We start from the raw sequence: 23662 nt of genomic DNA, 5'->3' as shown, positions 1-23662 counted from the left end.
TTTATGCCTCGTCTACACGAGACCGAGTTCGTGCGCGATTGGGGAAGGCGCCGGGCGCAGGGTAAACCCCCGCCGGAGGCTGTAAGCGCGTTTTTACAATCCCCCGGACTTATACAAAAGTCCCAACGCGGTCACAAGCCGCGTTTTGTTTTTTCCAAGAACTCGGAGAGCTATCAATGGATCGTCGTTCCCTTATCAAAAACGCCGGCATCGCCGGCGTTTTGGCTGCTGGCATTGCGCCTGCCGTTCATGCGCAGACCGCAGTCCGCTGGCGTCTGGCCTCGAGCTTCCCGCGCTCGCTCGACACGATTTTCGGCAGCGCCGAAATGCTGTCGAAGACTGTCAAGGCGCTGTCCGGCGGCAAATTCGAAATCTCGGTCCACCCCGCCGGCGAATTGATGCCCGCATTCGGCGTGGTCGACGCACTGCAGGGCGACACGCTCGAAATGGCGCAGACCGCCGCCTATTACTTCACCGGCAAGGATCCGATCTTCGCGTTCAGCTGCGCAGTGCCCTTCGGCCTGACCGCGCGCCAGACCGACTCGTGGAAAGAGTACGGCAACGGCCGCAAGCTGCTCGACGCCTTCTTCGCGCAATACAACTTCCGCACGGCCAGCGCCGGCAACACCGGCACGCAGATGGGCGGCTGGTACCGCAAGGAAATCAAGACGGTCGCCGACCTCAAGGGCCTGAAGATGCGCATGGGCGGCGGCGTGTTCGGCGAGGCCATGGCCAAGCTGGGCGTGGTGTCGCAGAACATGCCCGCCGGCGACGTGTACCAGGCGCTCGAAAAGGGCACGCTGGACGCCGCCGAGTTCGTCGGCCCCTACGACGACGAGAAGCTGGGCTTCAACAAGGTGGCTCCGTACTACTACTACCCCGGCTGGTGGGAAGGCGGCGCGGACCTCGAGTTCTTCATCAACAACAAGGCCTTCGCCAAGCTGTCGGACGAGAACAAGGCCATCCTCGACGCGGCCACCAAGGTCGCCGCGCGCGACATGATCGCCAAGTACGACGCCTACAACCCGGTGGCGCTCAAGCGCCTCGTGGCCGCCAAGACCGAACTCAAGCCGTTCCCCAAGGCCGTGATGGACGCGGGCTTCAAGGCCTCGATGGAAGTCTTCGCCGAGCACGAAGCCAAGTCGCCCGAGTTCAAGAAGATCCACCAGGACATGCGCGCCTTCCAGCGCGACCAGATCCTGTGGAACCGCTTCTCCGAGTACCCGTTCAACCAGTACATGAACTCGGTCAAGATCTGATCCCGACGCGACTCGCATGAAAAAGGCCGCCCCGTTTGCACGGGGCGGCCTTTTCACTTGCGGGGTTGCTCAGGGCTTCTGCTGCTGCTTGAGCGCGTCCTGCATGGCTTTCATGGGGTCGGTCTCGCCGCTTTCGGCCGGCGGGGCCTCGGGGGCCGGTGCCGGCGCGGCGCCCTCCGAGCCCGGCTGCGGTTCGGCGCCCGGCGTGGCCTCCTCGGGGCCGCCGTAGGGGTCGGCGGCCGGTCCGCCGTCCTCGGGCTTCAGGCTGTCGCGCATCTGCGCACCGATGTCGTCGAGGTTGACCTTGACCTCTTTGTCGAGCGCGCCCGTCACGATCTGCGGGAACGCGATCAGCACGCCCACCATGGTGAGCTGGATCAGCACGAACGGGATCGCACCCCGGTAGATCTGCATCGTCGTCACCGGCTCCATGACCTTCTGGGTCACGCGGTCCACGTACTGCTTGTCGGGTGCGACCGAGCGCAGGAAGAACAGCGCGAAGCCGAAGGGCGGGTGCATGAACGAGGTCTGCATGTTCACCGCCAGCAGCACGCCGAACCAGATCAGGTCGATGCCCAGCTTGTGGGCCACCGGCGCCAGCAGCGGCACCACGATGAACGACAGCTCGAAGTAGTCCAGGAAGAACGCCAGGAAGAACACCAGCACGTTCACCGCGATCAGGAAGCCCACCGGGCCGCCGGGCAGGGACGACAGCAGGTGCTCGACCCAGATCGGGCCGTCGGCGGCCTGGAACACCAGGCTGAACACCGTGGCGCCGATCAGGATGAACATCACGAAGCTCGACAGCTTGGTGGTCGAGGCCAGCGCCTGCTTCAGCAGCGTGAGGCTCATGCGCCGGCGCACCCAGGCCATGATCAGCGCGCCCAGGGCGCCCATCGCGCCGCCTTCGGTGGGCGTGGCAACGCCCAGGAAGATCGTGCCCAGCACCAGGAAGATCAGCAGCAGCGGCGGAATGAGCACGAAGGTCACGCGCTCGGCCAGCCGCGACAGCAGGTTGAGCTTCAGGCCCTTGTTGATCAGCGCGATCACCAGGGCCACGAACACGCCGCCGCACATGGCGACCACGACCTTCTCGTCGGTGGCCACCGAGGTCACTTCCTGGCCCTGGAACCAGGTGTGCACGGCCGCCATGTTGCGCGCCAGCCAGACCGCCACCACGGCCGACAGCGCGGCGAGCGCCACCAGCGACGTGTAGCCGCCGCTGCCGTTGGGTTCGCGGAAGGTGCGCGCCTCGGGCGGCAACGCCGGCACCTGCGCGGGCCTGAAGATCGCGAGGAACACGACATAGACCACGTACAGGCCCATCAGCATGAAGCCGGGCAGGAAGGCGCCCTTGTACATGTCGCCGACGCTCTTGCCGAGCTGGTCGGCCATGATGATCAGCACCAGCGAGGGCGGGATGATCTGCGCCAGCGTGCCCGATGCGGCAATCACGCCGCTGGACAGCCGCCGGTCGTAGCCGTAGCGCAGCATGATCGGCAGCGAGATCAGGCCCATCGAGATGACCGATGCCGCCACCACGCCGGTGGTGGCCGCCAGCAGCGCGCCGACGAAGATCACCGCCAGCGCCAGGCCGCCGCGCATCGGACCGAAGACCTGGCCGACCGTGTCGAGCAGGTCCTCGGCCATGCCGCTGCGCTCCAATATGAGCCCCATGAGCGTGAAGAAGGGCACCGCCAGCAGTGTGTCGTTGGCCATGATGCCGATCAGCCGCTGGGGCAGCCAGGCCATCACCGACGACTGGAACACGCCGAGCTCGATGCCGACGAGACCGAAGAACAGGCCGCAGGCCCCGAGGCTGAATGCGACGGGATAGCCCAGCAGCAGGAAGCAGATCAGCCCCGCGAACATGATCGGGGCGAAGTTGGCAACAATGAATTCCATGGTGTCTGTGCTCGGCCGTTCAGTGTTGCGGGCCTGGAGCGGCCGTGCCGGCCTTGGCGGCGTCTTTCTCGGCCTGCAGGCGCAGGGCTTCGATCAGTTCGGCCTCGGCCGTCTTGTCGGTCAGCCGGCCCATGGGGTCGGGGCCTTCGCCGCGCAGGAACGCGATGCGCTTGATCAGCTCGGACCAGCCCTGCAGCATCAGCAGCACGAAGCCGGCCGGCAGCGCCGCCCACACTGGCCAGCGGATCAGCCCGCCCGAGTTGCCGGACATTTCACCCGACTGGTACATCTGGATCACCACGGGCATCGACAGGTAGAGCACCGTCAGGCACAGCGGCGTCAGGAAGAATGCGAAGCCGATGATGTCGATCCACACCTGCTTGCGCTTGGACAGGCGGCTGTTGATCACGTCGATGCGCACATGCTCGCGGTGCAGCAGCGTGAAGCCGGCGGCGATAAGGAACGACCAGGCGAACAGATACCACTGCACTTCGAGAAACGCGTTGGAGCTGGTGTTGAATATCTTGCGCACCACCGCGTTGAGGGCGCTGATCACCGTGGCGGCCAGGATCAGCCAGATCGCGTATTTGCCCACCTGGGCATTGAGCCAGTCGATGGCCCGGGAAAGCTTGAGCAAGCCTTGCATTTCATCTCCATTTTTGTATTGGATGCCCCACATACGACCGCACCCGACGCACTGGCCTTGTGTGCCAGCGGGTCGGGTGCGTGAGGCGGTGCGGATTCTATCGATGTAATCGAAAGTGTCTTCTGGGGGCTACCCGGAGGCGTGGCTTGGCCATAATGTTTCATGGCCCAGACACCGCGACCCCCTCCGGCCCCGGCCGTGGCGACGTCCCAATCGATCGATTCCCCCGACATGAGCCGGGCCGGCCGGGAACTGCTTTCCCTGGCGCTGATCGACGCGCGCAACCACACGCTGCACCTGCTGTCGCTCTTCGAGCAGGCGCTCGGCGAAGGCATGCCGACGCCGCGTGGGCCCGATGTCGTGCCGCCGATCTGGCTGGCCGGGCACATCGGCTGGTTTGCCGAATGGTGGATCGGGCGCAACACCCAGCGCGCTTTCGGCGCCGATTGCCCGGTGCGGCCCACGCGGCTGGCGGCCATCGAGCCCGGCGCCGACAGTTGGTGGAACCCGGCGCAGGCCACGCCCGACCAGCGCTGGTTGCCCGAGCTGCCCGACCTCGCCCAGACCAAGGCCTACCTGCTCGAGACGCTGGAGAGCACGCTCGAGCTGCTGGAGCACGCGGCCGAGACCGACGCCGGCCTTTACTTCTACCGGCTCGCGCTGTTCCATGAAGACCTGCGCGGCGAGCAGTTCGTGGTAATGGCGCAGACGCTGGGGCTGCCTCTGGGCGTCGAGCAGGCGCCCATCGCCGTCACGCGCGAGCCGCTGCTGCTGCCGGCCACCCGCTGGGAACTGGGCGTGCCCGACAGCGGCTTTGCCTTTGCGCAGGAACGCGCCACGCACCGCATCGACGTGCCGGAGTTCGAGATCGACGCCCAGCCCGTCACCTGGAACCAGTACGTCGAGTTCGTCGACGACGGCGGCTACGACCGCGAGGAGCTGTGGCGCGGCGAAGGCTGGCGCTGGCTCGGTGCCCAGATCGAAGGGCGGCGCGGGCCGCGCCACGTGGAGCAGATCGGCGCCGCGCGGCACGGCTCCGGCGGCTCGGTGCTGCAGCATCGCTTTGGCGCGACGGTGCGCGCCGCCGGCCACCACAGCGCGGTGCACCTGAGCTGGTGGGAGGCCGATGCCTGGGCGCGCTGGGCCGGGCGCCGCGTCGCGACCGAGGTCGAATGGGAGATCGCGGCACATACCGCCGCGCGGCGCGGCTTCCGCTGGGCCGACGTGCACGAATGGACCGCCGGCACGCTGAACCCCTGGCCCGGCTACCGCGCCGACCCGTGGAGCGCGGGCGGCGAGTTCGATCCCGCTGCGGCATTCGGACGTGCGCGCGTGCTGCGCGGCGCGTCGTTCGCGACACGCGCGCGGCTGCGCTCGCCCAAGCGGCGCGGCTTCGCATTGCCGGAGCGCGACGACGGGTTCTTCGGCTTCCGCACCTGCAGTCTTTGATTCGCCCCCAGGCTGCGCGCACTTCGTGTCGCTTCGCCAACCCCCTTCCGGGGGCAGCGCCTGCGGCCCGGCGAAGCCGGCTCCGCGGCGCTCACGACGGGACGCGGTGGTGTGGTCTCAATCGTTTCGAGTAACGACGCCCGGGTCTGCCGCCAGCGGCGGCGCCACTTCTTCCAGCGGCTTGCGTTCAGCGTCCGCCGCATAGCGCAGGGCCAGCAGCCCCGCCACGATGACCAGCACCGCGCCGATGCCGTAGCCCACCATCACCGCGCCACGGCTGCCGGTCTCGATCAGCAGGCCGAACAGCACCGGCGCCACGAAGCCGCCTGCGCCCATGCCGACGGCGTAGAAGATGGCGATGGCCATCGCGCGCATCTCCAGCGGGAACACCTCGCTCACCGTGAGGTAGGCCGAGCTTGCTGCCGCCGAGGCCAGGAAGAACACCGCCGACCAGCACAGCGCCTGGCTGCGCGCATCGAGCCAGCCCATCATGAAGGCCCAGCCGGTGAGCGCCAGGCCCACGCCCGCGAGCACATAGGTCAGCGCGATCATCTTGCGCCGGCCCACGCTGTCGAACAGCGGGCCCAGCAGCAGCGGGCCGAGCACGTTGCCTAGCGCGAACGGAAAGATGTAGAGCGCCACGCTGGCTTCAGGCACGCCGTAGAAGCGCGTGAGCACCAGCGCGTAGGTGAAGAAGATCGCGTTGTAGAAGAAGGCCTGCGACACCATCAGCGCAAGCGCGACCACGCTGCGCTGCCGGTAGCGCTTGAACAGCACGCGCGCCACTTCGCGCATCGACGGGCTGGTCTGGTGCGCATCGGTGTAGTTCACATGGCCTTGCGGCGCGGGCAGCGTGCCGTGCTGCGCCGAGACCTCCGCCTCGATCTGTTCGACGATGCGCCTGGCTTCGTCCGCGCGCCCGTGTGCAATGAGCCAGCGCGGGCTTTCGGGCACGTCGCGCCGCACCAGCAGGATGGCCACCGCCAGCACCGCGCCCAGCGCGAAGCCCACGCGCCAGCCCCACACCGGGCCGATCACATGGGGGTCGAGCAGCACCAGGCTCAGCCCCGCGCCGAGCGCCGCGCCGATCCAGAAGCTGCCGTTGATCGCGAGGTTGACGCGCCCGCGCACGCGCGCCGGAATCAGTTCGTCGATGGCCGAGTTGATGGCTGCGTACTCGCCGCCGATGCCCAGCCCGGTAACGAAGCGGCAGAGCGCGAAGAAAGCAAAGTCGGGAGAAAAAGCCGTGGCCAGCGTGCCCACCGTGTAGACCACCAGCGTGACAAGAAAGAGCTTCTTGCGCCCGAGCCGGTCGGTGAGCCGCCCGAAGAGCAGGGCGCCGATCACCGCGCCCGCCACGTACACCGAGCCCGACAGCCCGATCTCGCCCGCCGTGAGGCCCAGCGTGTCGGGCCGCTCCAGCACTGCGCCGATGGAGCCCACCAGCGTGACCTCCAGGCCGTCGAGCACCCAGGCCACGCCCAGCGCGATCACCACGCGCCAATGCCAGCGCGACCACGGCAGGCGGTCCAGGCGGGCGGGGATGTCGCTGCGCAGAGCCGTCATGCGCGAAATTATGTGAAGCGCACAGCCTCCACGGTTGTAGGACCGGCGCTGCAATGCGCCGGTCTAACGGCTCCGAAGTTCAGGCTCTGGCGTTCAGGCCGCGACTGGCACCGACACCTGCCGGATGCCCATGGCCTCGAGCGTGTCGGCAATGGCCGCCACCGCGCCCGGAATGCCGGCCTCGCCGAAGTGCCCCATGCAGCCGACGCGGAAGGTCTCCACCTGGGTCAGCTTGCCGGGGTAGAGGATGTAGCCGCGCTTCTTGACCTCCTGGTAGAAGGTCTTGAAGTTGTAGTTGGCGTCGTCGGGTGCGTGGAAGGTGATGATGATCGGCGCCTGGATGGCCGGGTCGAGGAAGCTGCGGAAGCCCAGCGCGGCCAGCCCGTCGATGAGCCCCTTGCAGTTGCGCGCATAGCGTGCGCCGCGCGCCTTCAGGCCGCCTTCTTCGATGTACTGCGCAATGGCGGTGTCGAGCGCCGCGACCACGTGCGTGGGCGGCGTGAAGCGCCATTGCGTGGTCTTTTCCATGTACACCCACTGGTCGTACAGGTCCATGCTCAGGGAGTGGCAGTTGCCTTCGCATTTTTCGAGCGTGCTGCGCTTGATGACCACGAAGCCCATGCCCGGCACGCCTTCGAGGCACTTGCCCGAAGCGGCTACGACTGCATCGAAGGGCGTCTTGCGCGCATCGATCTCGATGGCGCCGAAGGAACTCATGGCGTCGATGATCAGCCCGCAGCCGTGCTTCGCGACGACCATCGCGATCTCGTGCAACGGGTTGAGCACGCCGGCTCCGGTCTCGCAATGCACCACCGCGACATGGGTGATGCTCGGGTCGGCCGCGAGCGCGCGGTCGACGTCCGCGGGCGAGACCTGCTTTTCTTCCGTGTAGTCGATGGTGCTCAGCTTGCGCCCGAGCACCTTGCAGATCTTGGCCAGGCGCTGGCAGTAGGCGCCGTTGCTCGGCACCAGCACATGGCCGTCGCGCGGAACCACGGTGCCGATGGCCGCTTCCACCGAGAAGGTACCGCTGCCCTGAAGCGGAACGCATTCATGCGTGCCCGTGCCGTGCACGATTTTCAACACTTCCTTGCGGATGCGCGCGGTGATCTGGTTGAAGTCGGCGTCCCACGATCCCCAGTCGCGCAGCATCGCATTGCGCGTGCGGTCCGAAGTGGTCAGGGGGCCGGGGGTGAGCAGGATGGGGTAGTCGGCTTGACTCATGGTGTCTCCAGGCAAGGAAGGGAACGGGGGCAAGGGTTGTCGTGGGTTTAGCCGCGGCTCAGGTTGCGCCAGGCCTGCGTGCGCGACAGCAGCACGCGGGTGAGCAGCGAATAGGCGATGCACACGATGGTCGAGGTGACGACGATCAGGCTGGCCAGCGCCGCGGCCGGGCCGATGTCGCCGGCGTCGTCCAGATGCATGATCGCGACCGAAGCCAGTATGGTCTCCGGCGTGTAGAGAAAGATGGCGCAAGACAGGCTGGCCATCGACACCACGAAGAAGTAGCGCCCGATGTCCAGGATGGCCGGCAGGCACACCGGTACCGTCACCCGCAGGAAGGTCTTGAAGAACGGCACCTTGAGCGAGGCCGACACGGCCTCGAACTCGTTGTCGATCTGCTTGAGCGCGGTGACGGCCGTGAGGTGGCTCGACGTGTAGTAGTGCACCACCATCGAGATGATCAGGATCGCCATCGTCTGGTAGAGAAAGTTCAGCGGGTTGGCCGGATGGTTGAAGAACATCACGTAGCCCAGGCCGAGCACCAGGCCGGGCACCGCCATCGACAACACCGCCATCAGGTGCATGCCTTTGCGCATCAGGCCCAGGTTGCGCGTCTTCTCGATCAGGTAGGCACCCACGAACACGATGAGCGAGCCGGCCACGGCGGTGGCCATGGCGACGATCAGGCTGTTGGTGTACGCGTTGGCCATGTCGCTTTCGATCAGCACGAAGTGGTAGTGCTTCAGCGTGAGCGAAAGGTCATAAGGCCACAGCGAGATCAGCGAGGTGTAGATCGCCATGCCGATGGTGGCCAGCAGCAGGCCGCACACCACCGTGCAGAACAGCGTCAGCAGCGGATCGGCGAGCTTGCGGCGCTTGGGGCTGTAGGGCACCGAACGGGCCGTGAGCTGCGCCTTCAGCTTGCGCCGCACCACGTAGTCGATGACGAAGGAAATGATCGACGGAACGAGCAGCAGCATGCCCACCACCGCTCCGATGGAGAAGTTGTGCTGCCCCACCACCTGCTTGAACACGTCGACCGACAGCACATTGAAGTTGCCGCCGATCACCTTGGGTGCGCCGAAGTCGCTCACCACGTAGGTGAAGACCACGGTGGCCGGGCTGATCAGGCCGTACTTGCAGGACGGCAGCGTGATGGTCATGAACTGGCGGAACGGCCGCGTGCGCAGCGCGGTGGCCGCCTCGTACAGCCGGCCGTCGGCCAGCGACAGCGCGGTGACCAGGATCATCAGCGCATGCGGAAAGGTGTTGTAGACCTCCGCCATGATGATCCCCGGCGCGCCGTAGATCGACACGCCGCCCAGCAGGAACTTGAGCGCGCCCTGGTTGCCGAACCACTGCACGAAGGAAATGGCCGACAGCAGCGAGGGCGCCAGCAGCGGAATCAGCGCAATGAGGCGGAACACCGCCTTGAGCGGCGTCGGCATGCGGCTGCGCGTGAGCGCATACGCGAAGACGAAGGCGGTGGGCACCGAGATCATCACCACGGCTGCCGACACCCAGATCGAATTCCATGCCGCGCGCAGCAGGCTGGGCGTCTGGAAGTAGGTGATGAAGTGGGTGAGGCCGACGAAGCGGCCCTCCTTGTCCTGCACCGCATGCGCCAGGATGGTCAGGAGCGGCGCGATCAGGAACACGAACAGCATCACCATCACCACGAGCAGGATCGCGCGGGCAATGGTTTCGTCGCGGCTCCAGCGCATGACGGGGCGTGCGTTGAATGCAGCGAGTGCGGGAAGAGGGCGGGCCAGCGTGTTCATGGCTTCGGTGCGCGAGCGGAGAAGGCGCGGATGCGGTTCGCTCGCAGCGCGATGTCGATGGTGTTGCCTTCGCGGATGTCCAGGTCGTGCAGCTGGTTGAGCGAGAAGTGCAGGCCGAGCGCCTGTCCGTGCAGCGCATCGGCCGTGACCTCGGCAATGCAGAGGCCGCCGAGGAACTCGACCTTGGTGACCAGCGTCCGCAAGCGGTTGGCCGTGTCGTCACTCAGGTGCTCGACCGCACGGTCTTCGGGGCGCAAGTAGAGATTGATGGCTTCGCCGGGCTCGAAGGCGCCGTCGCAGGCATCGCACTGCAGTTCCATGTCGCCTACCTTGAAGCGCTGGTTGCCCAGCGCCACCGCGCGCAGCACGTTGACCTTGCCGACGAAATCGGCAACGAAGGGCGTGGCCGGCTGCTCATAGACTTCCATCGGCGTGCCGACCTGCTCGATCACGCCGTGGTTCATGACCACGATGCGGTCCGCCATCGACAGCGCTTCTTCCTGGTCGTGCGTGACCATGATGGTCGTGATGCCGACCTGCTTCTGCAGCCGGCGGATTTCGCCGCGCAGCCGTATGCGCTCCAGCGCATCGAGCGCCGACAGCGGCTCGTCGAGCAGCAGCAGGCCGGGACGCGTGGCAAGGGCGCGCGCCAGCGCCACGCGCTGCTGCTGCCCGCCGGAGAGCTGGCTCGGGTACTTGTTGCCAGAGGTCGGCAGGCCGACCAGCTTCAGCAGCTCTTCGACGCGGGCCTTGATCTCGCCGCGCCGGGCACGGCTGTTGACCAGGCCGTAGCCGATGTTCTCTGCGATCGACAGGTTGGGAAACAGCGCATACGACTGGAAAACGATGCCGTAGTCGCGCCGGTCGGGCGGCAGCCACGAGACGTCCTTGCCGTTCTGCAGGATCTGCCCGGAGGTCTGCGTCTCCAGCCCCGCGATGATGCGCAGCAGCGTGGTCTTGCCGCAGCCCGAGGGGCCGAGAAAGCACAGCATCTCGCCCGGGTTCACCCGCAGGTGCACGTCGCGCAGCGCACTGAAGGATTCGAAGTCCTTGCGCACGCCGATGATCTCGAGCGCTGCGGGAGCGCTCGCAGGCACCGGGCTGGCAATGAACTTGGTGTCGGTCATATCCATTTTTCGCACTCGTCGTTGGCGCACGCCTCAAGGATGGGCGTCGCGGGTTGTGAGAAAGGCTGCAGGGGGTGGCGAAGCGACACGAAGTGCGCGCAGCCTGGGGGCGAGCCTTATTTCGGTTCAGCCTTGCCTTCGTAGCGCTTGCTCCACTCGGCCAGGATGCGTTCGCGGTTCTTTGCAGCCCAGTTGATGTCGTTCTTGGCCAGCAGCTTTTCGTAGTTGTCCGGAATGCCTTCCAGCTTCGAGGCCACGCCGGGGTAGGCCACCACTGCCCACCATGTGGAGGTGATCTGGTTGGCCTCCTTGCTGGCCATCCAGTCGGCGAAGCGCTTGGCCTGGTCCAGTTTCTTGCTCGTCTTCATGACGCTGGTGGCCTCGATGTCCCAGCCCAGGCCTTCCTTCGGGAAGATCAGGTCGACCGGAGCTCCCGACTTCTTGACCTGGTGCGCGCGGAACTCGAACGAGATGCCGATGGGGAACTCACCGGCGCCGGCCTGCTTGCAGGGCTTGGAGCCCGAGTGCACGTACTGCGCGATGTTCTGGTGCAGCGCGTCCATGTACTTCCAACCCTCGGCGTCGCCCATGTTCTGCAGCCATGACGACACGTCGAGGTAGCCCGTGCCGCTGGAGGCCGGGTGGGGCATGGTGATCGTGCCCTTGTAGACCGGCTTGGCCAGGTCCTGCCAGGTTTCCGGCTTGGGCAGGTTCAGCTTCTTCGCCTCGACGCGGTTGAAGCAGATGGTGGCCGCCCACACGTCCATGCCCACCCAGGCCGGCGGGCGCGCGGCGTCGGAGTAGGCCGGGTTCAGCTCCTTGAAGCCCTTGGGCTCGTATGGCAGGAGCATGCCTTCCTGCTGCAGCAGCGCGAGGCTGCTGGCGGCCAGGCCGGCCACTACGTCGGCCTGCGGGTTGGCTTTTTCGGCCAGCAGCTTGGCGGTGACGATGCCGGTGGAGTCGCGCACCCACTTCACTTCGATGTCGGGGTTGGCTTTTTCGAAGGCGTCCTTGTAGAGCTTCATGGCGTCGGTTTCGAGCGCCGTGTAGACCAGCAGCGAGGTCTTTTGCGCCCATGCGGCGCCGCTGGCCGCAAGGCCTAGCGCCGCCGCACACAGAACCGCCGTGAGACGGCGCGTGCTTTGTTTCATCGTCATCTGTTTCTCCTGAGAGGGCTTGCTGTCACTGGAAGAGGTGAGTGGCGGGCTCCGGCAACTGGTGTACCAAGCTCCGGTGAGCAAAATGTAGATTGGTGATTGAAGACTGTCAATAAAAAATTGTTGACAGTTTTCAATTCATCGGGAAAATACGCCCCATGGTCACCAGCAATCACTCCGCCGCCCTCGCATTCCTCCAGTCCAGCTCGCTGCCGATGCTGATGCAGGAAGAAATCGAGCGTTTGATCATGACGGGCGAGCTTCCCGTCGGTAGCCGCATCAACGAAAGCGAGCTTTCGCAGCGCTTCAACACCAGCCGCGGCCCCATCCGGGAAGCGCTGCGTGCGCTGGAAGAGGCCGGCCTCGTGCGCAACGAAAAGAACCGCGGCGTCTTCGTGCGCGAGATCGCATTCGAGGAAGCCGACGAAATCTACGAACTGCGCGAGGCGCTGGAAGAAGTCATCGGCCGGCGCGTGGCGCTCGCCATCAAGCCCGACGCCATCGAGCGCCTGCGCGCCATGCTCGACGCGATGCGTTCGGCAGCCCAGGCCCAGGACGTGGAGCAGTACGCGCAGCTCAACCTGCAGTTCCACGAGATCCTGCTCGACACCGCAGGCAGCAAGAAGCTGACCGAAACCTACAAGCGCCTGGTCAAGGAACTGCACCTTTTCAGAATGCGCGCGCTCGACAGCGGCGGCGGCCTGCGGGTTTCGGCCGACGAGCACCGCGCCATCGTCGACGCCATTGCCAGCGGCAATCCCGACATCGCGGGGCAGGCGCTGCGCAAGCACGTCGCCGGCAGCCGCGCACGCATGCACAAGGCCTTCGGCCGCGCCGATTCCGCTCCCATTGAAGCCCCGAACAACCCACCCCAAAAGGAAGTCTGAAATGACACCGGAGACACTCGAAGTCAATGCCCGCAGCTATCGCTGGATGTCGCGCCCCGTCGTGGTCGTGTGTGTCGACGGCTGCGAGCCGGCGTACCTGGACGCAGCCATCGCCGCGGGCGTGGCCCCGTACTTCGACCGCATGAGGAAGTCCGGCGCCAACCTGCTGGCCGACTGCGTGGTGCCCTCGTTCACCAACCCCAACAACCTGTCCATCGTGACCGGCGCACCCCCGGCGGTGCACGGCATCTGCGGCAACTACTTCTTCGACCGCGAACTCGGCCAGGAAGTCATGATGAACGACCCCAAGTACCTGCGCGCGGGCACCGTGCTGGCGGCCTTTGCCGACGCAGGCGCCAAGGTCGCCGTGGTCACCGCCAAGGACAAGCTGCGCAAGCTCTTGGGCCACCGCATGAAGGGCATCTGCTTTTCCTCCGAGAAGTCCGACCAGGTCACGATGGAGGAGAACGGCATCGACAACGTGCTCGACATGGTCGGCATGCCCGTGCCCTCGGTCTACAGCGCCGAACTGTCGGAGTTCGTCTTCGCCGCCGGCGTCAAGCTGATGGAGTCGCGCCGCCCCGACCTCATGTACCTGTCGACCACCGACTACGTGCAGCACAAGGCCGCCCCCGGCAGCCCCGCCGCCAACGCCTTCTACGCCATGATGGACGGCTACCTCGCGCAGCTCGACGCACTGGGCGCCACCATCGTCGTCACCGCCGACCACGGCATGAACGACAAGCACGGCGCCGACGGATCGCCCAACGTCATCTACCTGCAGGACGTGCTCGACGGCTGGTACGGCGCTGGAACCGCACGGGTCATCCTGCCGATCACCGACCCGTACGTGGTCCACCACGGCGCCCTCGGCTCCTTCGCCACCGTGTATGCACCCGACGAAGCCAGCGTACCCGGCTGGATCGAACGCATCCGGCAGGTGCCCGGCATGGAGTCGGTGCTCTCGCGCAAGGACGCCGCCGCGCGCTTTGAGCTGCCGCCTGATCGCATCGGCGACATCGTGGTCGTCAGCGAGCAGAACACCGTCATCGGCACCTCGGCCAGCCGGCATGACCTGTCGGCGCTCGAAGTGCCGCTGCGCTCGCACGGCGGCGTCTCGGAGCAGCGCGTGCCGCTGATCTGCAACCGCCCGGTCACGGGCATTGCCGCCGGGCGCCGGCTGCGCAACTTCGACGCGCTGGACATCGCGCTGAACCACGCCCAGTAACGACAACGACTTCCGGAGCACTTCCCCATGAGCCAAGCCATCCTGAAGCCAGGCACCATCCACCGCGAGGCCCTGCGCATTGCCGGCGAACGCGTGCACCGCGACCGCACCATCGAGGTCACCTACCCCTACACCGGCGAAGTCATCGCCACCGTGCCCAAGGCCACGCTGGACGACGTGCGCCATGCCCTGCGCGTCGCGCGCGACTACAAGCCCACCCTCACGCGCTACGAGCGCTACAAGATCCTGATGCGCGCGGGCGAGATCATCGCCTCGCGCCTGGACGAGATCTCGCGCGTCATCACCATGGAGTCGGGCCTGTGCCGCAAGGACTCGCTGTACGAAGTGGGCCGCGCCTCCGACGTGCTGCTGTTCGCCGCCAACCAGGCCCTGGTGGACGACGGCCAGGTGTTCTCGTGCGACCTCACGCACCATGGCAAGAGCCGCAAGGTCTACACGCTGCGCGAGCCGCTGCAGGGCGCCATCACCGCCATCACCCCGTTCAACCATCCGCTGAACCAGGTGATCCACAAGGTGGCGCCGGCCATTGCCACCAACAACCGCATCGTGCTCAAGCCCAGCGAGAAGACGCCGCTCACCGCCTTCCTGCTGGCCGACATCCTGTACGAGGCGGGCCTGCCGCCGCAGATGCTGTCGGTCATTACCGGCGATCCGGCCGAGATTGCCGACGAGCTGCTGACCAATGCCGATGTCGATCTGGTCACCTTCACGGGGGGCGTGCCCATCGGCAAGTACATCGCGGGCAAGGCGGTCTACAAGCGCCAGATCCTGGAGCTGGGCGGCAACGATCCGATCATCGTGATGGAGGATGCCGATGTCGAGGAGGCCGCGACGCTGGCGGCCAGTGGTTCGTACAAGAACTCCGGCCAGCGCTGCACGGCGATCAAGCGCATGCTGGTGCACGAGTCGGTGGCGGACCGGTTCGTCGAGCTGCTGGTGGCCAAGACGAAGGCCTTGAAGTACGGCGACCCGATGGACCCGGCCACGGACATGGGCACGGTGATCGACGAGGCGGCGGCAATCCAGTTCGAGTCGGTGGTCAACGAGGCCATCAAGGCGGGGGCGAGGCTGCTGTACGGCAACGAGCGCCGCGGAGCGCTGTATTCGCCGACGGTGCTCGACCATGTGGACCCGCAGATGACCGTTGCCAGGCACGAGACCTTCGGGCCGGTGTCGCCGGTGATCCGCTTCAAGAGCATCGAAGAAGCGATCCGCATCTCCAACGGCACGGCCTATGGCCTGTCGTCGGCGGTGTGCACCAACCGCATGGACTACATCACGCGCTTCATCCGCGAGCTGAACGTGGGCAGTGTCAATGTGCGCGAGGTGCCGGGCTACCGGCTGGAGCTCACGCCCTTCGGCGGCATCAAGGACTCGGGCCTGGGCTACAAGGAAGGCGTGCTCGAGGCCATGAAGAGCTTCACCAACTGCAAGACCTATTCGCTGCCCTGGTAGACAACGATGAGCCTGAGCATTCCCGACATCGTCGGCCTGTTCGAAACCAAGGGCGGCGCGCAGTACGACGGCGAGCCGGTCACGCAACTGGAGCATGCGCTGCAGTCGGCGCACCTGGCCGAGCAGGCGGGCGCCGGCAGCGAGCTGATCGCCGCCTCGCTGCTGCATGACCTGGGCCATCTGCTGCACGACTTCGGCGGCACGCCGACGCAGCAGGGCCTGGACGACCTGCACCAGTACCGCTGCCTGCCGTTTCTTCGTGCGCTGTTCGGCCCGGCGACGCTGGAGCCGATCCGCCTGCATGTGGATGCCAAGCGCTTCCTCTGCGCCAGGGAGCCCGGCTATCTCGAAGCGCTCTCGCCCGATTCGAAACGCAGCCTGCAGCTGCAGGGCGGCGTGTTCGACTCCGCGCAGGCCAGCGCTTTCGAGGCCCTGCCGTATGCAATGGATGCGGTCCGCCTTCGGCGATGGGACGACACGGCCAAGTGCGCCGATGTGAAGACGCCAGACCTGGCGTACTACGCGCGTCACCTGGCGATCGCGTCCAAGCCCGTTGCCACGGCACCGGCATGAGCGCCGTGCCATCGGTCGCCCTGGCCAGACGCCAGGCCACCACGCAGGACATTCCCTTTCTGCTCGCGCTGCGGCAGCAGACGATGAACGGCCATGTCATTGCCTCCGGGGGCGAGGTCAGCGACGCGCATCACATGGAGCGGCTGATGTATCGCTTCGAGTGCGCCGAGGTCCTGCTGCACGAGGGGATGCCGGTCGGCCTGCTCAAGGTGTCGCGCGATCCGCATGAATGGGTCGTCATACAGGTCCAGCTGGCGCCCGTCTGCCAGGGTGGCGGCATCGGCACCGGTCTGCTGGCCGAAGTCATCGACCAGGCTGCAAGCGCCGGCGTCGACCTCACGCTCAGCGTGCTGAAGGCGAATCCGGCGAAATCGCTCTATGAGCGCTTCGGGTTCGTCGTCGAGCGCGAGTCCGAGTTTTCCTACGAGATGCGGCGCAAGCCCTGAAAAAACTGCGAGCCCGACATGCGCCCCTTCTGGATCGAACAGGCTCTCTTCAACGAGGGTGAACTCGCGCCCGCGCTGCAAGGCGAGCAGAGTGCCGATGTCTGCATCGTCGGCGGCGGCTTCACCGGTCTCTGGACGGCCATCCAGGCGAAGCTGCAGTCGCCCGCGCTCGATGTCGTCATCCTCGAGAGCGATCTCTGCGGCGCCGGTGCGAGCGGCCGCAACGGCGGCTGCCTGCTCACATGGTCGGCCAAGTTCCTCACGCTGCGCAGGCTGTTCGGCGAGGACGAGGCGGTGCGCCTCGTCAAGGCATCGGAGGCCGCGGTGAAGCACATCGCCGACTTCTGCGCCGCGCACGGCATCGACGCCGAGCTGCGGCAGGACGGCACGCTCTACACCGCCACCTCGCAAGCGCAGATCGGCACGCTCGATCCGATGATGCAGGCGCTGGAGGCGCGCGGCATCCATTCCTATCGCACGCTGCCGCCGGAAGAGGTGGCGCGCCGCTCCGGCTCCGCGCGCAACCTGGCGGGCGTGTATTCGCCGATTGCCGCAACCGTGCATCCCGGCAAGCTGGTGCGCGGTCTGCGGCGCGTGGCACTGGCCATGGGCATCCGCATCCACGAGCGCACGCCGATGCTGGACTTCAGCACCGGCCATCCGGTCGTGGTGCGCACACCCACCGGCAGCGTGCGTGCGAAGAAGCTGGTGCTCGCGATGAACGCATGGATGGCCAGCACCTTCCCGCAGTTCGAGCGGACCATCGCCATCGTGTCGAGCGACATGGTCATCACCGAGCGGTGCCCTGAGCTGCTGCAAAAGATCGGCCTGACCGACGGCGTGTCGGTGCTCGATTCGCGCACCTTCGTCTATTACTACCGCAGCACGGTCGACGGCCGCATCATGCTGGGCAAGGGCGGCAACACCTTCGCCTGGGGCGGCCGCATGGCCAAGGTGTTCGACGAGCGCTCGCCGTACGAAGCCGAGCTGACGCAGGCCCTGCGTTCGTTCTTTCCGGCATTGAGCGACACGCCGATCACGGCCAGCTGGAACGGCCCGTCCGACCGGTCGGTGACGGGCTTTCCGTTCTTCGGCCGTCTCGATGGCGCGCCGCACATCTACTACGGCTTCGGCTACTCGGGCAATGGTGTCGGGCCGACCTACATGGGTGGCCAGATCCTGTCGTCGCTGGTGCTCGACCAGGACAACGCATGGACCCGCAGCCCGATCACCCGGGGGCCGCTGGGGTACTTTCCGCCGGAGCCGGTGCGCTACGTGGGCTCGATCGTGGTGCGCAACGCGATACGCCGCAAGGAGCTGGCCGAGGACGAGAACCGCCAGCCGTGGCTGGTGGACCGCATGCTCAGCAAGCTGGCCAACGCCGCGGGCAAGGCCGACAAGGCCTGATGCCCCGCGCGGGCCTGTTCTGCTTCAGTTGGTTTCTGCGAGGGCGTCGGCCAGCGCGTTGACCATGCGGTCGATCTCGGCCTTCTCGGCGATGAAGGGCGGTGCCAGCTGGATGGTGTCGCCGCCGTAGCGCACGTAGAAGCCCTTCTTCCAGCAGTTCATAGCGATCTCGTACGGACGGCGTGCAGGCTCGCCCGGCACCGCGGCGATGGTCAGGCCGGCGGCCAGGCCGAAGTTGCGGATGTCGGTCACGTGCTTGCTGCCCCTGAGGCTGTGCACCGCGTTCTCGAAGTGCGGCGCCAGCGCCTGCACGCGGCCGATCATGTCTTCCTTCTGCAGCACGTCGAGCGCTGCGATGCCGGCGGCGCAGGCCACCGGGTGCGCGCCATAGGTGTAGCCGTGCGGGAACTCGAGCATGTAGTCGGGGCCGCCAGCTGCCATGAAGGTGTCGTAGATTTCCTTGCTGGCGACCACGGCGCCCAGAGGCTGCGCGCCGTTGGTCACCTGCTTGGCGATGTTCATGATGTCGGGCGTCACGCCGAAGGCTTCCGAGCCCGTGAGCGCGCCGCAGCGGCCGAAACCGGTGATCACTTCATCAAAAATCAGCAGGATGTTGTTGGCCGTGCAGATGTCGCGCAGGCGCTTCAGGTAGCCCTTGGGCGGAATCACAACGCCGGCCGAGCCGGCGAAGGGTTCCACGATGACGGCTGCAATGTTCGATGCGTCGTGCAGGGCGATCAGGTCGAGCAGGCGGTCGGCCAGTTCGGCGCCGTTCTCGGCCATGCCGCGCGTGAAGGCATTGGCGGCGAGCTGCGTGTGCGGCAGGTGGTCGGCTTCGACGCCCTGGCCGAACAGCTTGCGGTTGGCCGCGATGCCGCCGACCGAGATGCCGCCGTAGTTGACGCCGTGGTAGCCCTTCTCGCGGCCGATCAGGCGGGTCTTTTGGCCCAAGCCCTTGGTGCGCCAGTAGGCGCGCGCCATCTTCAGGGACGTGTCGGCGGCTTCGGAGCCCGAGCCGGTGAAGAACACGTAGTCCAGCCCGGCGGGCGTCAGTTCCTTGATCTTGTTGGCCAGCTCGAACGAGAGCGGGTGGCCGAACTGGAAGGCGGGCGAGTAGTCGAGCTTGGCGATCTGGCGGCTCACCGCCTCGGTGATCTCGGGGCGGCCGTGGCCCAGGCCCGAGCACCACAGGCCCGAGAGGCCGTCGAAGATCTTGCGGCCATCGATGTCGGTGAAGTAGGCGCCCTTGGCCTCCACGATGATCCGCGGATCGGCCTTGAAGTTGCGGTTGCCCGTGTAGGGCATCCAGTGCGCGTCGAGCCAGGCGGCGTCGGTGCGCAGTGCGGGCGTGGGTTCGATGGCGGGGGCTGCAAGGGTCATGGCGTTCCGCGCGGGCGGGCTCCGAAGGGGGTTGTGAATGCGCCGATTGTTGGCAGACCCTTCAGTGTGGAGAATGGCGCAATATCAATGTTCACTTGACACTTCATGCAAGTAAAGGCCAAGGCCCAAAACAGTGCCCGCAACCGCGCCGTCCTGGGGCAGCTCAGCGACATGGACCTGCGGCTGCTCAAGGTTTTCAAGAGCGTGGTCGACTGCGGCGGCATGGCGGCCGCCGAGCTGGAGCTGAACATCGGCACCTCCACCGTGAGCCGGCACGTGAAGGACCTGGAAACGCGGCTGGGCCTGGTGTTGTGCCGGCGCGGCCGGGCCGGTTTCGCGCTCACCGCCGAGGGCCAGCGCGTGTACGACGAGACCCTGCGCCTGCTGGCTTCGGTCGACGCCTTTCGCGGCAGCATCGACGACATCCACAACCGCATGGGCGGCCAGCTGGAGGTGGCGCTGTTCGACAAGACCGCGACCAACCCGAAGGCGCGCATCGGCGAGGCCATTGCGCGCTTCACCGAGATCGCGCCGGAAGTGAGCCTGGCGGTGCACGTGGGCTCGATCAACGCTATAGAGCAGGGGGTGCTGGAAGGCAATTTCCAGATCGGCATCATCCCGGCGCACCGCGCCTCGCAGAGCCTGGTGTATGCGGACCTGTTCGACGAAACGATGCTGCTGTACTGCGGCAAGGGCCATCCGCTGTTCGACAGTCCCCATGCGAAGCTCACCTGGGCGAAGCTGGGCGAACATCATTTCGCGGGGCTTGGCTATCACTCGCCCAACATGGAGCTGAGCCACAGGGCGAGGCTGTCGCGCAAGGCGACGGGCTTCGACCAGGAAGCCATTGCCACGCTGATTCTGTCGGGGCGCTTCCTGGGCTTTCTGCCCGACCACTATGCGCAGGTGTTCGAGCAGCGCGGACTGATGAAGGCGGTGCTGCCGGCGCGGTTCAACTACGCGTGCCGCTTTGTCAGCCTGCTGCGGCGTTCGCCGAAGCCGTCACGGGCGGTGCTGGCGTTCCAGGCTTGTCTGGAGCAGGTCCACGCCTGACGGTCGTTGTGCACACCCCCTGAACGGACCGGCCTAACGCTGCCCGCTGGGCAGCAACAGATGCTTGGCCCCGATGTGCGCCTCCATCTCGTGCATGTGAGCCTCGGCATCGACCATGTGCTCGGCCATCAGCCGGCGCACCTCTTCGGCGTCTTCCTTGCGGTAGGCCGCCAGAAGTTGCGTGTGATAGTCGACGTTGGCCTCGCCGAAATGATGATGTTCCAGCGCTTTCTTGTAGACCACCAGGTCACGCAACAGGTCGTTCAGAAAGCGGCACATGAATGAGAGCACCGGATTGGGGCAGCTCTCCGCCAGCATGGTGTGGAAGGCGAGTTCCGCCTCGCGCTGCATGCGCAGTTCGTCCTCGTTGCTCGGCTCGATGGTGCACAGGCGGATGTTTTCCTCAAGCTGCTCGAACTGCTCCGGCGTCAGCTTGCCGACCACGCTCACGGCCAGTTCGGGCTCCAGTGCCTTGCGCAACTGATAGATATGGTGCCCGTCCAGGTGATGGAAATGCAGGAAGTTGCGCAGCGGCTCCGACGCATGGTCGACCGACACCTGCTGCAGGTACGCCCCACCGCCGGGCCCCGTGCGGATAGAGACGAGGCCGCGCACCTCCAGCGCCTTCAGGGCCTCGCGCACCGTGCTCTTCGAATAGCCGAAAAGCTCGATCAGTTCTTTCTCGTTCGGTAGCCGGTCGCCGGGCTGCTTGCGCTCCGCCACGATCCAGCGCTTGACGTCTTCGACGATGACGTCCGAGAGCTTTTGCCGTTTAGGACGGTTCTGCCCCACTCTCATTGAAACGCTCCATGCCCATCGGGAGATGCGCGGGATGCGCAACAGCGGGCGATCTTAAACGGCGTCAAGCGACGGGGCAGTCTGGTATTGGGCACAAGGATTGCTAGCGGGTTTTTACCAGCATATTAATCCTATTTATCCGCTTAAATTCGCCGGCGATCGCAGGCACCACCTTTTCCTTACTTCCCACCACGACCGGAGAACTCATGCAACGCAGACACCTTCTTCAGCTGGCCGCCCTGTCGGCTGCCCCCGCTTCCCTGCTGGCTGGCCGCGCCGCCTTTGCCCAGTCGGCGGAGGCGATCCGCTTCGGCTGCCCGGTCCCGATGTCGGGCGCGTTCGCGGCCAACGGCAAGTACGCCGACCTGGGCATGAAGCTGGCCATCGAGCAGTACGGCAGCGTGCTCAAGCGCCCGCTGGCCTACACGGTGCTCGACACCGAAGGCAAGCCCGCCACCGCCGTGCGCAAGGTGCAGGAGGCCTCGCAGCAGCAGGGCGCGAAGTTCTTCGCGGGCGGCATCCTGTCGTCGGAAGCGCTGGCCATGGGCAAGGAGGCCGAGAAGGCCGGCGGCCTTTTCATCACCACCGCCGGAGCGGACGAGATCACCGGCAAGGACTGCAACCCTGCCACCTTCCGCTGGTCGGTGCCCACTTTCGGTGCCATCGAGCAGACGGTGCGCCCGCTGATCGCCACCATGCCGAAGGCCAAGCGCTGGTACACCATCACGCCGCAGTACGTGTTCGGCGACGGCCTGCTGAGCGCGGCCAAGAACATCTTCCAGGAGAAGGGCATCGAGCATGTGGGCAACAGCTACCACTCGCTCAACGAGAAGGAGTTCAGCGGCTACCTCACCAACGCGATGGCCGCCAAGCCCGACGTGCTGCTGCTGCTGAACTTCGGTGCGCAGTCGTCTGCCGCGCTGCGCCAGGCCATCAGCTTCGGCATGCACAAGAACATGACGATCCTGATGGCCTGGGCTTCGGGCCTGGAACAGTTCGACGAACTGGGCGCCGACCTCTGCGAAGACGTGTACTTCGGCGCGCAGTACTGGCACACGGCCGACACCACCCTCAACAAGGACCTGGTGAAGCGCACCGCCGACAAGCTCAAGATCGTGCCCAACTACAGCCTCGCGGGTTCGTACATCTGCACCAAGATCCTGATCGACGGCATCGTGAAGGCCGGCACGGTCGACCAGAAGGCGGTGATCGCGGCGCTCGAGGGCATGAAGTTCGACGGCCTCACCGGCACCGAGGAAATCCGCAAGGCCGACCACCAGGTCATCAAGGACTACTACCTGCTCAAGGGCAAGGCCAAGTCGAAGATGAAGAACGCCGCCGACTACGTCGACGTGGTGAGTTCCGGCAAGTCCTTCCTGCCGGCAGACAAAACCGGCTGCAAGCTGGCCTGACGCAACGCAAGCCAACGAGCCCATGACCGTCTACCTGCTCCAGACCATCAACGGAATCGGCATCGGCATGCTGTATTTCCTGCTGGCCGTTGGCTTGTCCATCGTGTTCGGCCTGCTGCGTTTCGTGAACTTCGCGCACGGCGCTTTCTATCTGCTGGGCGCCTACCTGTGCTACCAGGCCATGCAGTGGGGCCTGAACTTCTGGGCCGCGCTGGTGCTGGTGCCGCTGGGCGTCGGCGCGCTCGGCTGGCTTGCCGAAAAGCTGCTGCTGCGCCGCGTGTATGCCAAGGCGCACGAGTTCCACATCCTCGTGACGGTGGGCCTCGCGCTCGCGGTGCAGGAGATCGTCATCGTGTTCTGGGGCCCGCTGGGCAACAGCGTGCCCACGCCCGACCTGCTGCAGGGCGTGGTGATGTGGGGCAGCTTCGTCTATCCGAAGTACCGGCTGTTCGTGATCGGCTTCACCGCCGTGCTCGCGGTGCTGCTGTGGTGGGTGCTCGAAGGCACGCGCCTGGGCAGCGCGGTGCGCGCGGGCAGCGAATCGACCGAGATGGTGTCGCTGCTCGGCATCAACGTGTTCCGCGTGTTCAGCCTGGTGTTCGCGCTGGGTGCGGCCACTGCCGCGCTGGCCGGGGTGCTGGCTGCACCCATTCGCGGGGCCGAGCCTTTCATGGGCGTGGAGGCGCTGAGCGTGGCCTTCGTGGTGGTGGTGATCGGCGGGCTCGGCAGCTTCGGCGGCGCGCTCGTGGGCGGGCTGGTGATCGGCATCGTGCAAAGCCTCATGAGCACCATCTGGCCGCCCGGGGCGAGCTTGATGATCTACATCGCGATGGCAGCCGTGCTGCTGCTGCGCCCGCATGGCCTGCTCGGCCGTAAAGCATGAACGGA

The 23662-nt window shown here is 66.1% G+C and carries 20 protein-coding genes; 11 read left to right on the top strand and 9 right to left on the bottom strand.

What is annotated here, in order from left to right; all coding sequences use genetic code 11:
• The first annotated feature begins 176 nt into the window (after positions 1 to 176).
• On the top strand, positions 177 to 1259 hold the full coding sequence (locus ACWV14_RS23395) for a TRAP transporter substrate-binding protein (protein ID WP_081266844.1): 1083 nt from the start codon (positions 177 to 179) through the stop codon (positions 1257 to 1259).
• A 69-nt stretch (positions 1260 to 1328) separates the two neighbouring features.
• Here ACWV14_RS23395 and ACWV14_RS23390 read toward each other — a convergent pair whose 3' ends face one another.
• The gene (locus ACWV14_RS23390; protein WP_454903941.1) at positions 1329 to 3164 is read right to left on the bottom strand and encodes a TRAP transporter large permease; all 1836 of its coding nucleotides are present in this window, start codon (positions 3162 to 3164) and stop codon (positions 1329 to 1331) included.
• 19 nt (positions 3165 to 3183) lie between these two features.
• Complete coding sequence (locus ACWV14_RS23385) at positions 3184 to 3810, bottom strand: TRAP transporter small permease subunit (RefSeq protein ID WP_454903939.1); 627 nt, start codon at positions 3808 to 3810, stop codon at positions 3184 to 3186.
• A 162-nt stretch (positions 3811 to 3972) separates the two neighbouring features.
• Here ACWV14_RS23385 and ACWV14_RS23380 point away from each other — a divergent pair, with 162 nt between their 5' ends.
• Entirely contained in the window at positions 3973 to 5259 is a 1287-nt protein-coding gene (locus tag ACWV14_RS23380) for an SUMF1/EgtB/PvdO family nonheme iron enzyme (RefSeq protein ID WP_454903937.1), read from the top strand.
• A gap of 117 nt (positions 5260 to 5376) precedes the next feature.
• Here the strand turns inward: ACWV14_RS23380 and ACWV14_RS23375 are convergent, their stop codons facing one another.
• The 5 genes from ACWV14_RS23375 to ACWV14_RS23355 form a co-directional block, all read right to left on the bottom strand.
• A complete protein-coding gene (locus tag ACWV14_RS23375) occupies positions 5377 to 6825 on the bottom strand; it encodes an MFS transporter (RefSeq protein ID WP_454903936.1) in 1449 nt (482 codons plus the stop codon).
• A gap of 93 nt (positions 6826 to 6918) precedes the next feature.
• Positions 6919 to 8049: a 2-aminoethylphosphonate--pyruvate transaminase gene (locus ACWV14_RS23370; RefSeq protein WP_454903934.1), complete on the bottom strand. Its 1131-nt coding sequence runs from the start codon at positions 8047 to 8049 to the stop codon at positions 6919 to 6921.
• A gap of 47 nt (positions 8050 to 8096) precedes the next feature.
• A complete protein-coding gene (locus ACWV14_RS23365; protein ID WP_454903932.1) occupies positions 8097 to 9830 on the bottom strand; it encodes a putative 2-aminoethylphosphonate ABC transporter permease subunit in 1734 nt (577 codons plus the stop codon).
• Positions 9827 to 10963, bottom strand: coding sequence for a putative 2-aminoethylphosphonate ABC transporter ATP-binding protein (locus ACWV14_RS23360; RefSeq protein ID WP_454903931.1), 1137 nt, complete (start codon positions 10961 to 10963; stop codon positions 9827 to 9829). The genes ACWV14_RS23365 and ACWV14_RS23360 overlap by 4 nt, the downstream gene beginning before the upstream one ends.
• A gap of 110 nt (positions 10964 to 11073) precedes the next feature.
• Positions 11074 to 12114 carry a putative 2-aminoethylphosphonate ABC transporter substrate-binding protein gene (locus ACWV14_RS23355; protein ID WP_422087655.1) on the bottom strand — a complete coding sequence of 347 codons (1041 nt, stop codon included), beginning with the start codon at positions 12112 to 12114 and terminating at the stop codon, positions 11074 to 11076.
• 158 nt (positions 12115 to 12272) lie between these two features.
• On the opposite strand from ACWV14_RS23355, the gene ACWV14_RS23350 reads away from it, so the two are divergent.
• Genes ACWV14_RS23350 through ACWV14_RS23325 form a run of 6 tightly spaced genes read left to right on the top strand, consistent with a single transcriptional unit; the run spans position 12273 to position 18131 of the window.
• Positions 12273 to 13001, top strand: coding sequence for a phosphonate utilization associated transcriptional regulator (locus ACWV14_RS23350; protein WP_454903929.1), 729 nt, complete (start codon positions 12273 to 12275; stop codon positions 12999 to 13001).
• 1 nt (position 13002) lies between these two features.
• On the top strand, positions 13003 to 14229 hold the full coding sequence (gene phnA, locus ACWV14_RS23345; protein WP_454903928.1) for a phosphonoacetate hydrolase: 1227 nt from the start codon (positions 13003 to 13005) through the stop codon (positions 14227 to 14229).
• Between the two features lie 27 nt (positions 14230 to 14256).
• Entirely contained in the window at positions 14257 to 15705 is a 1449-nt protein-coding gene (phnY, locus tag ACWV14_RS23340) for a phosphonoacetaldehyde dehydrogenase (RefSeq protein ID WP_454903926.1), read from the top strand.
• Positions 15706 to 15711: 6 nt separating this feature from the next.
• Positions 15712 to 16278 carry a phosphonate degradation HD-domain oxygenase gene (locus tag ACWV14_RS23335; protein WP_454903925.1) on the top strand — a complete coding sequence of 189 codons (567 nt, stop codon included), beginning with the start codon at positions 15712 to 15714 and terminating at the stop codon, positions 16276 to 16278.
• Entirely contained in the window at positions 16275 to 16724 is a 450-nt protein-coding gene (locus ACWV14_RS23330) for an N-acetyltransferase family protein (protein ID WP_454903923.1), read from the top strand. Before ACWV14_RS23335 ends, ACWV14_RS23330 begins: the two co-directional genes overlap by 4 nt.
• Positions 16725 to 16742: 18 nt before the next feature.
• Positions 16743 to 18131 carry an FAD-dependent oxidoreductase gene (locus tag ACWV14_RS23325; protein ID WP_454903922.1) on the top strand — a complete coding sequence of 463 codons (1389 nt, stop codon included), beginning with the start codon at positions 16743 to 16745 and terminating at the stop codon, positions 18129 to 18131.
• A 24-nt stretch (positions 18132 to 18155) separates the two neighbouring features.
• Here ACWV14_RS23325 and ACWV14_RS23320 read toward each other — a convergent pair whose 3' ends face one another.
• Positions 18156 to 19511: an aminotransferase class III-fold pyridoxal phosphate-dependent enzyme gene (locus tag ACWV14_RS23320; protein WP_454903921.1), complete on the bottom strand. Its 1356-nt coding sequence runs from the start codon at positions 19509 to 19511 to the stop codon at positions 18156 to 18158.
• Between the two features lie 105 nt (positions 19512 to 19616).
• On the opposite strand from ACWV14_RS23320, the gene ACWV14_RS23315 reads away from it, so the two are divergent.
• Positions 19617 to 20564 carry a LysR family transcriptional regulator gene (locus ACWV14_RS23315; protein WP_454903920.1) on the top strand — a complete coding sequence of 316 codons (948 nt, stop codon included), beginning with the start codon at positions 19617 to 19619 and terminating at the stop codon, positions 20562 to 20564.
• 33 nt (positions 20565 to 20597) lie between these two features.
• Here the strand turns inward: ACWV14_RS23315 and ACWV14_RS23310 are convergent, their stop codons facing one another.
• Positions 20598 to 21362, bottom strand: coding sequence for a FadR/GntR family transcriptional regulator (locus ACWV14_RS23310; RefSeq protein ID WP_454903919.1), 765 nt, complete (start codon positions 21360 to 21362; stop codon positions 20598 to 20600).
• A 206-nt stretch (positions 21363 to 21568) separates the two neighbouring features.
• On the opposite strand from ACWV14_RS23310, the gene ACWV14_RS23305 reads away from it, so the two are divergent.
• Together ACWV14_RS23305 and ACWV14_RS23300 are read left to right on the top strand one after the other, a co-directional pair.
• Complete coding sequence (locus ACWV14_RS23305) at positions 21569 to 22774, top strand: ABC transporter substrate-binding protein (RefSeq protein WP_454903917.1); 1206 nt, start codon at positions 21569 to 21571, stop codon at positions 22772 to 22774.
• Between the two features lie 22 nt (positions 22775 to 22796).
• Positions 22797 to 23657, top strand: coding sequence for a branched-chain amino acid ABC transporter permease (locus ACWV14_RS23300; RefSeq protein ID WP_422087644.1), 861 nt, complete (start codon positions 22797 to 22799; stop codon positions 23655 to 23657).
• The last annotated feature ends 5 nt before the right edge of the window (positions 23658 to 23662 follow it).

Source organism: Variovorax durovernensis, assembly GCF_977011995.1.
This window is presented reverse-complemented; position numbering and strand designations above follow the sequence as displayed.

Bases quoted from the DNA above. Each gene is read 5' to 3' on its own strand.
- ACWV14_RS23395 (WP_081266844.1), top strand. From the start codon at position 177: ATGGATCGTCGTTCCCTTATCAAAAACGCCGGCATCGCCGGCGTTTTG.
- ACWV14_RS23390 (WP_454903941.1), bottom strand. From the start codon at position 3,164: ATGGAATTCATTGTTGCCAACTTCGCCCCGATCATGTTCGCGGGGCTG.
- ACWV14_RS23385 (WP_454903939.1), bottom strand. From the start codon at position 3,810: ATGCAAGGCTTGCTCAAGCTTTCCCGGGCCATCGACTGGCTCAATGCC.
- ACWV14_RS23380 (WP_454903937.1), top strand. From the start codon at position 3,973: ATGGCCCAGACACCGCGACCCCCTCCGGCCCCGGCCGTGGCGACGTCC.
- ACWV14_RS23375 (WP_454903936.1), bottom strand. From the start codon at position 6,825: ATGACGGCTCTGCGCAGCGACATCCCCGCCCGCCTGGACCGCCTGCCG.
- ACWV14_RS23370 (WP_454903934.1), bottom strand. From the start codon at position 8,049: ATGAGTCAAGCCGACTACCCCATCCTGCTCACCCCCGGCCCCCTGACC.
- ACWV14_RS23365 (WP_454903932.1), bottom strand. From the start codon at position 9,830: ATGAACACGCTGGCCCGCCCTCTTCCCGCACTCGCTGCATTCAACGCA.
- ACWV14_RS23360 (WP_454903931.1), bottom strand. From the start codon at position 10,963: ATGGATATGACCGACACCAAGTTCATTGCCAGCCCGGTGCCTGCGAGC.
- ACWV14_RS23355 (WP_422087655.1), bottom strand. From the start codon at position 12,114: ATGACGATGAAACAAAGCACGCGCCGTCTCACGGCGGTTCTGTGTGCG.
- ACWV14_RS23350 (WP_454903929.1), top strand. From the start codon at position 12,273: ATGGTCACCAGCAATCACTCCGCCGCCCTCGCATTCCTCCAGTCCAGC.
- phnA (WP_454903928.1), top strand. From the start codon at position 13,003: ATGACACCGGAGACACTCGAAGTCAATGCCCGCAGCTATCGCTGGATG.
- phnY (WP_454903926.1), top strand. From the start codon at position 14,257: ATGAGCCAAGCCATCCTGAAGCCAGGCACCATCCACCGCGAGGCCCTG.
- ACWV14_RS23335 (WP_454903925.1), top strand. From the start codon at position 15,712: ATGAGCCTGAGCATTCCCGACATCGTCGGCCTGTTCGAAACCAAGGGC.
- ACWV14_RS23330 (WP_454903923.1), top strand. From the start codon at position 16,275: ATGAGCGCCGTGCCATCGGTCGCCCTGGCCAGACGCCAGGCCACCACG.
- ACWV14_RS23325 (WP_454903922.1), top strand. From the start codon at position 16,743: ATGCGCCCCTTCTGGATCGAACAGGCTCTCTTCAACGAGGGTGAACTC.
- ACWV14_RS23320 (WP_454903921.1), bottom strand. From the start codon at position 19,511: ATGACCCTTGCAGCCCCCGCCATCGAACCCACGCCCGCACTGCGCACC.
- ACWV14_RS23315 (WP_454903920.1), top strand. From the start codon at position 19,617: ATGCAAGTAAAGGCCAAGGCCCAAAACAGTGCCCGCAACCGCGCCGTC.
- ACWV14_RS23310 (WP_454903919.1), bottom strand. From the start codon at position 21,362: ATGAGAGTGGGGCAGAACCGTCCTAAACGGCAAAAGCTCTCGGACGTC.
- ACWV14_RS23305 (WP_454903917.1), top strand. From the start codon at position 21,569: ATGCAACGCAGACACCTTCTTCAGCTGGCCGCCCTGTCGGCTGCCCCC.
- ACWV14_RS23300 (WP_422087644.1), top strand. From the start codon at position 22,797: ATGACCGTCTACCTGCTCCAGACCATCAACGGAATCGGCATCGGCATG.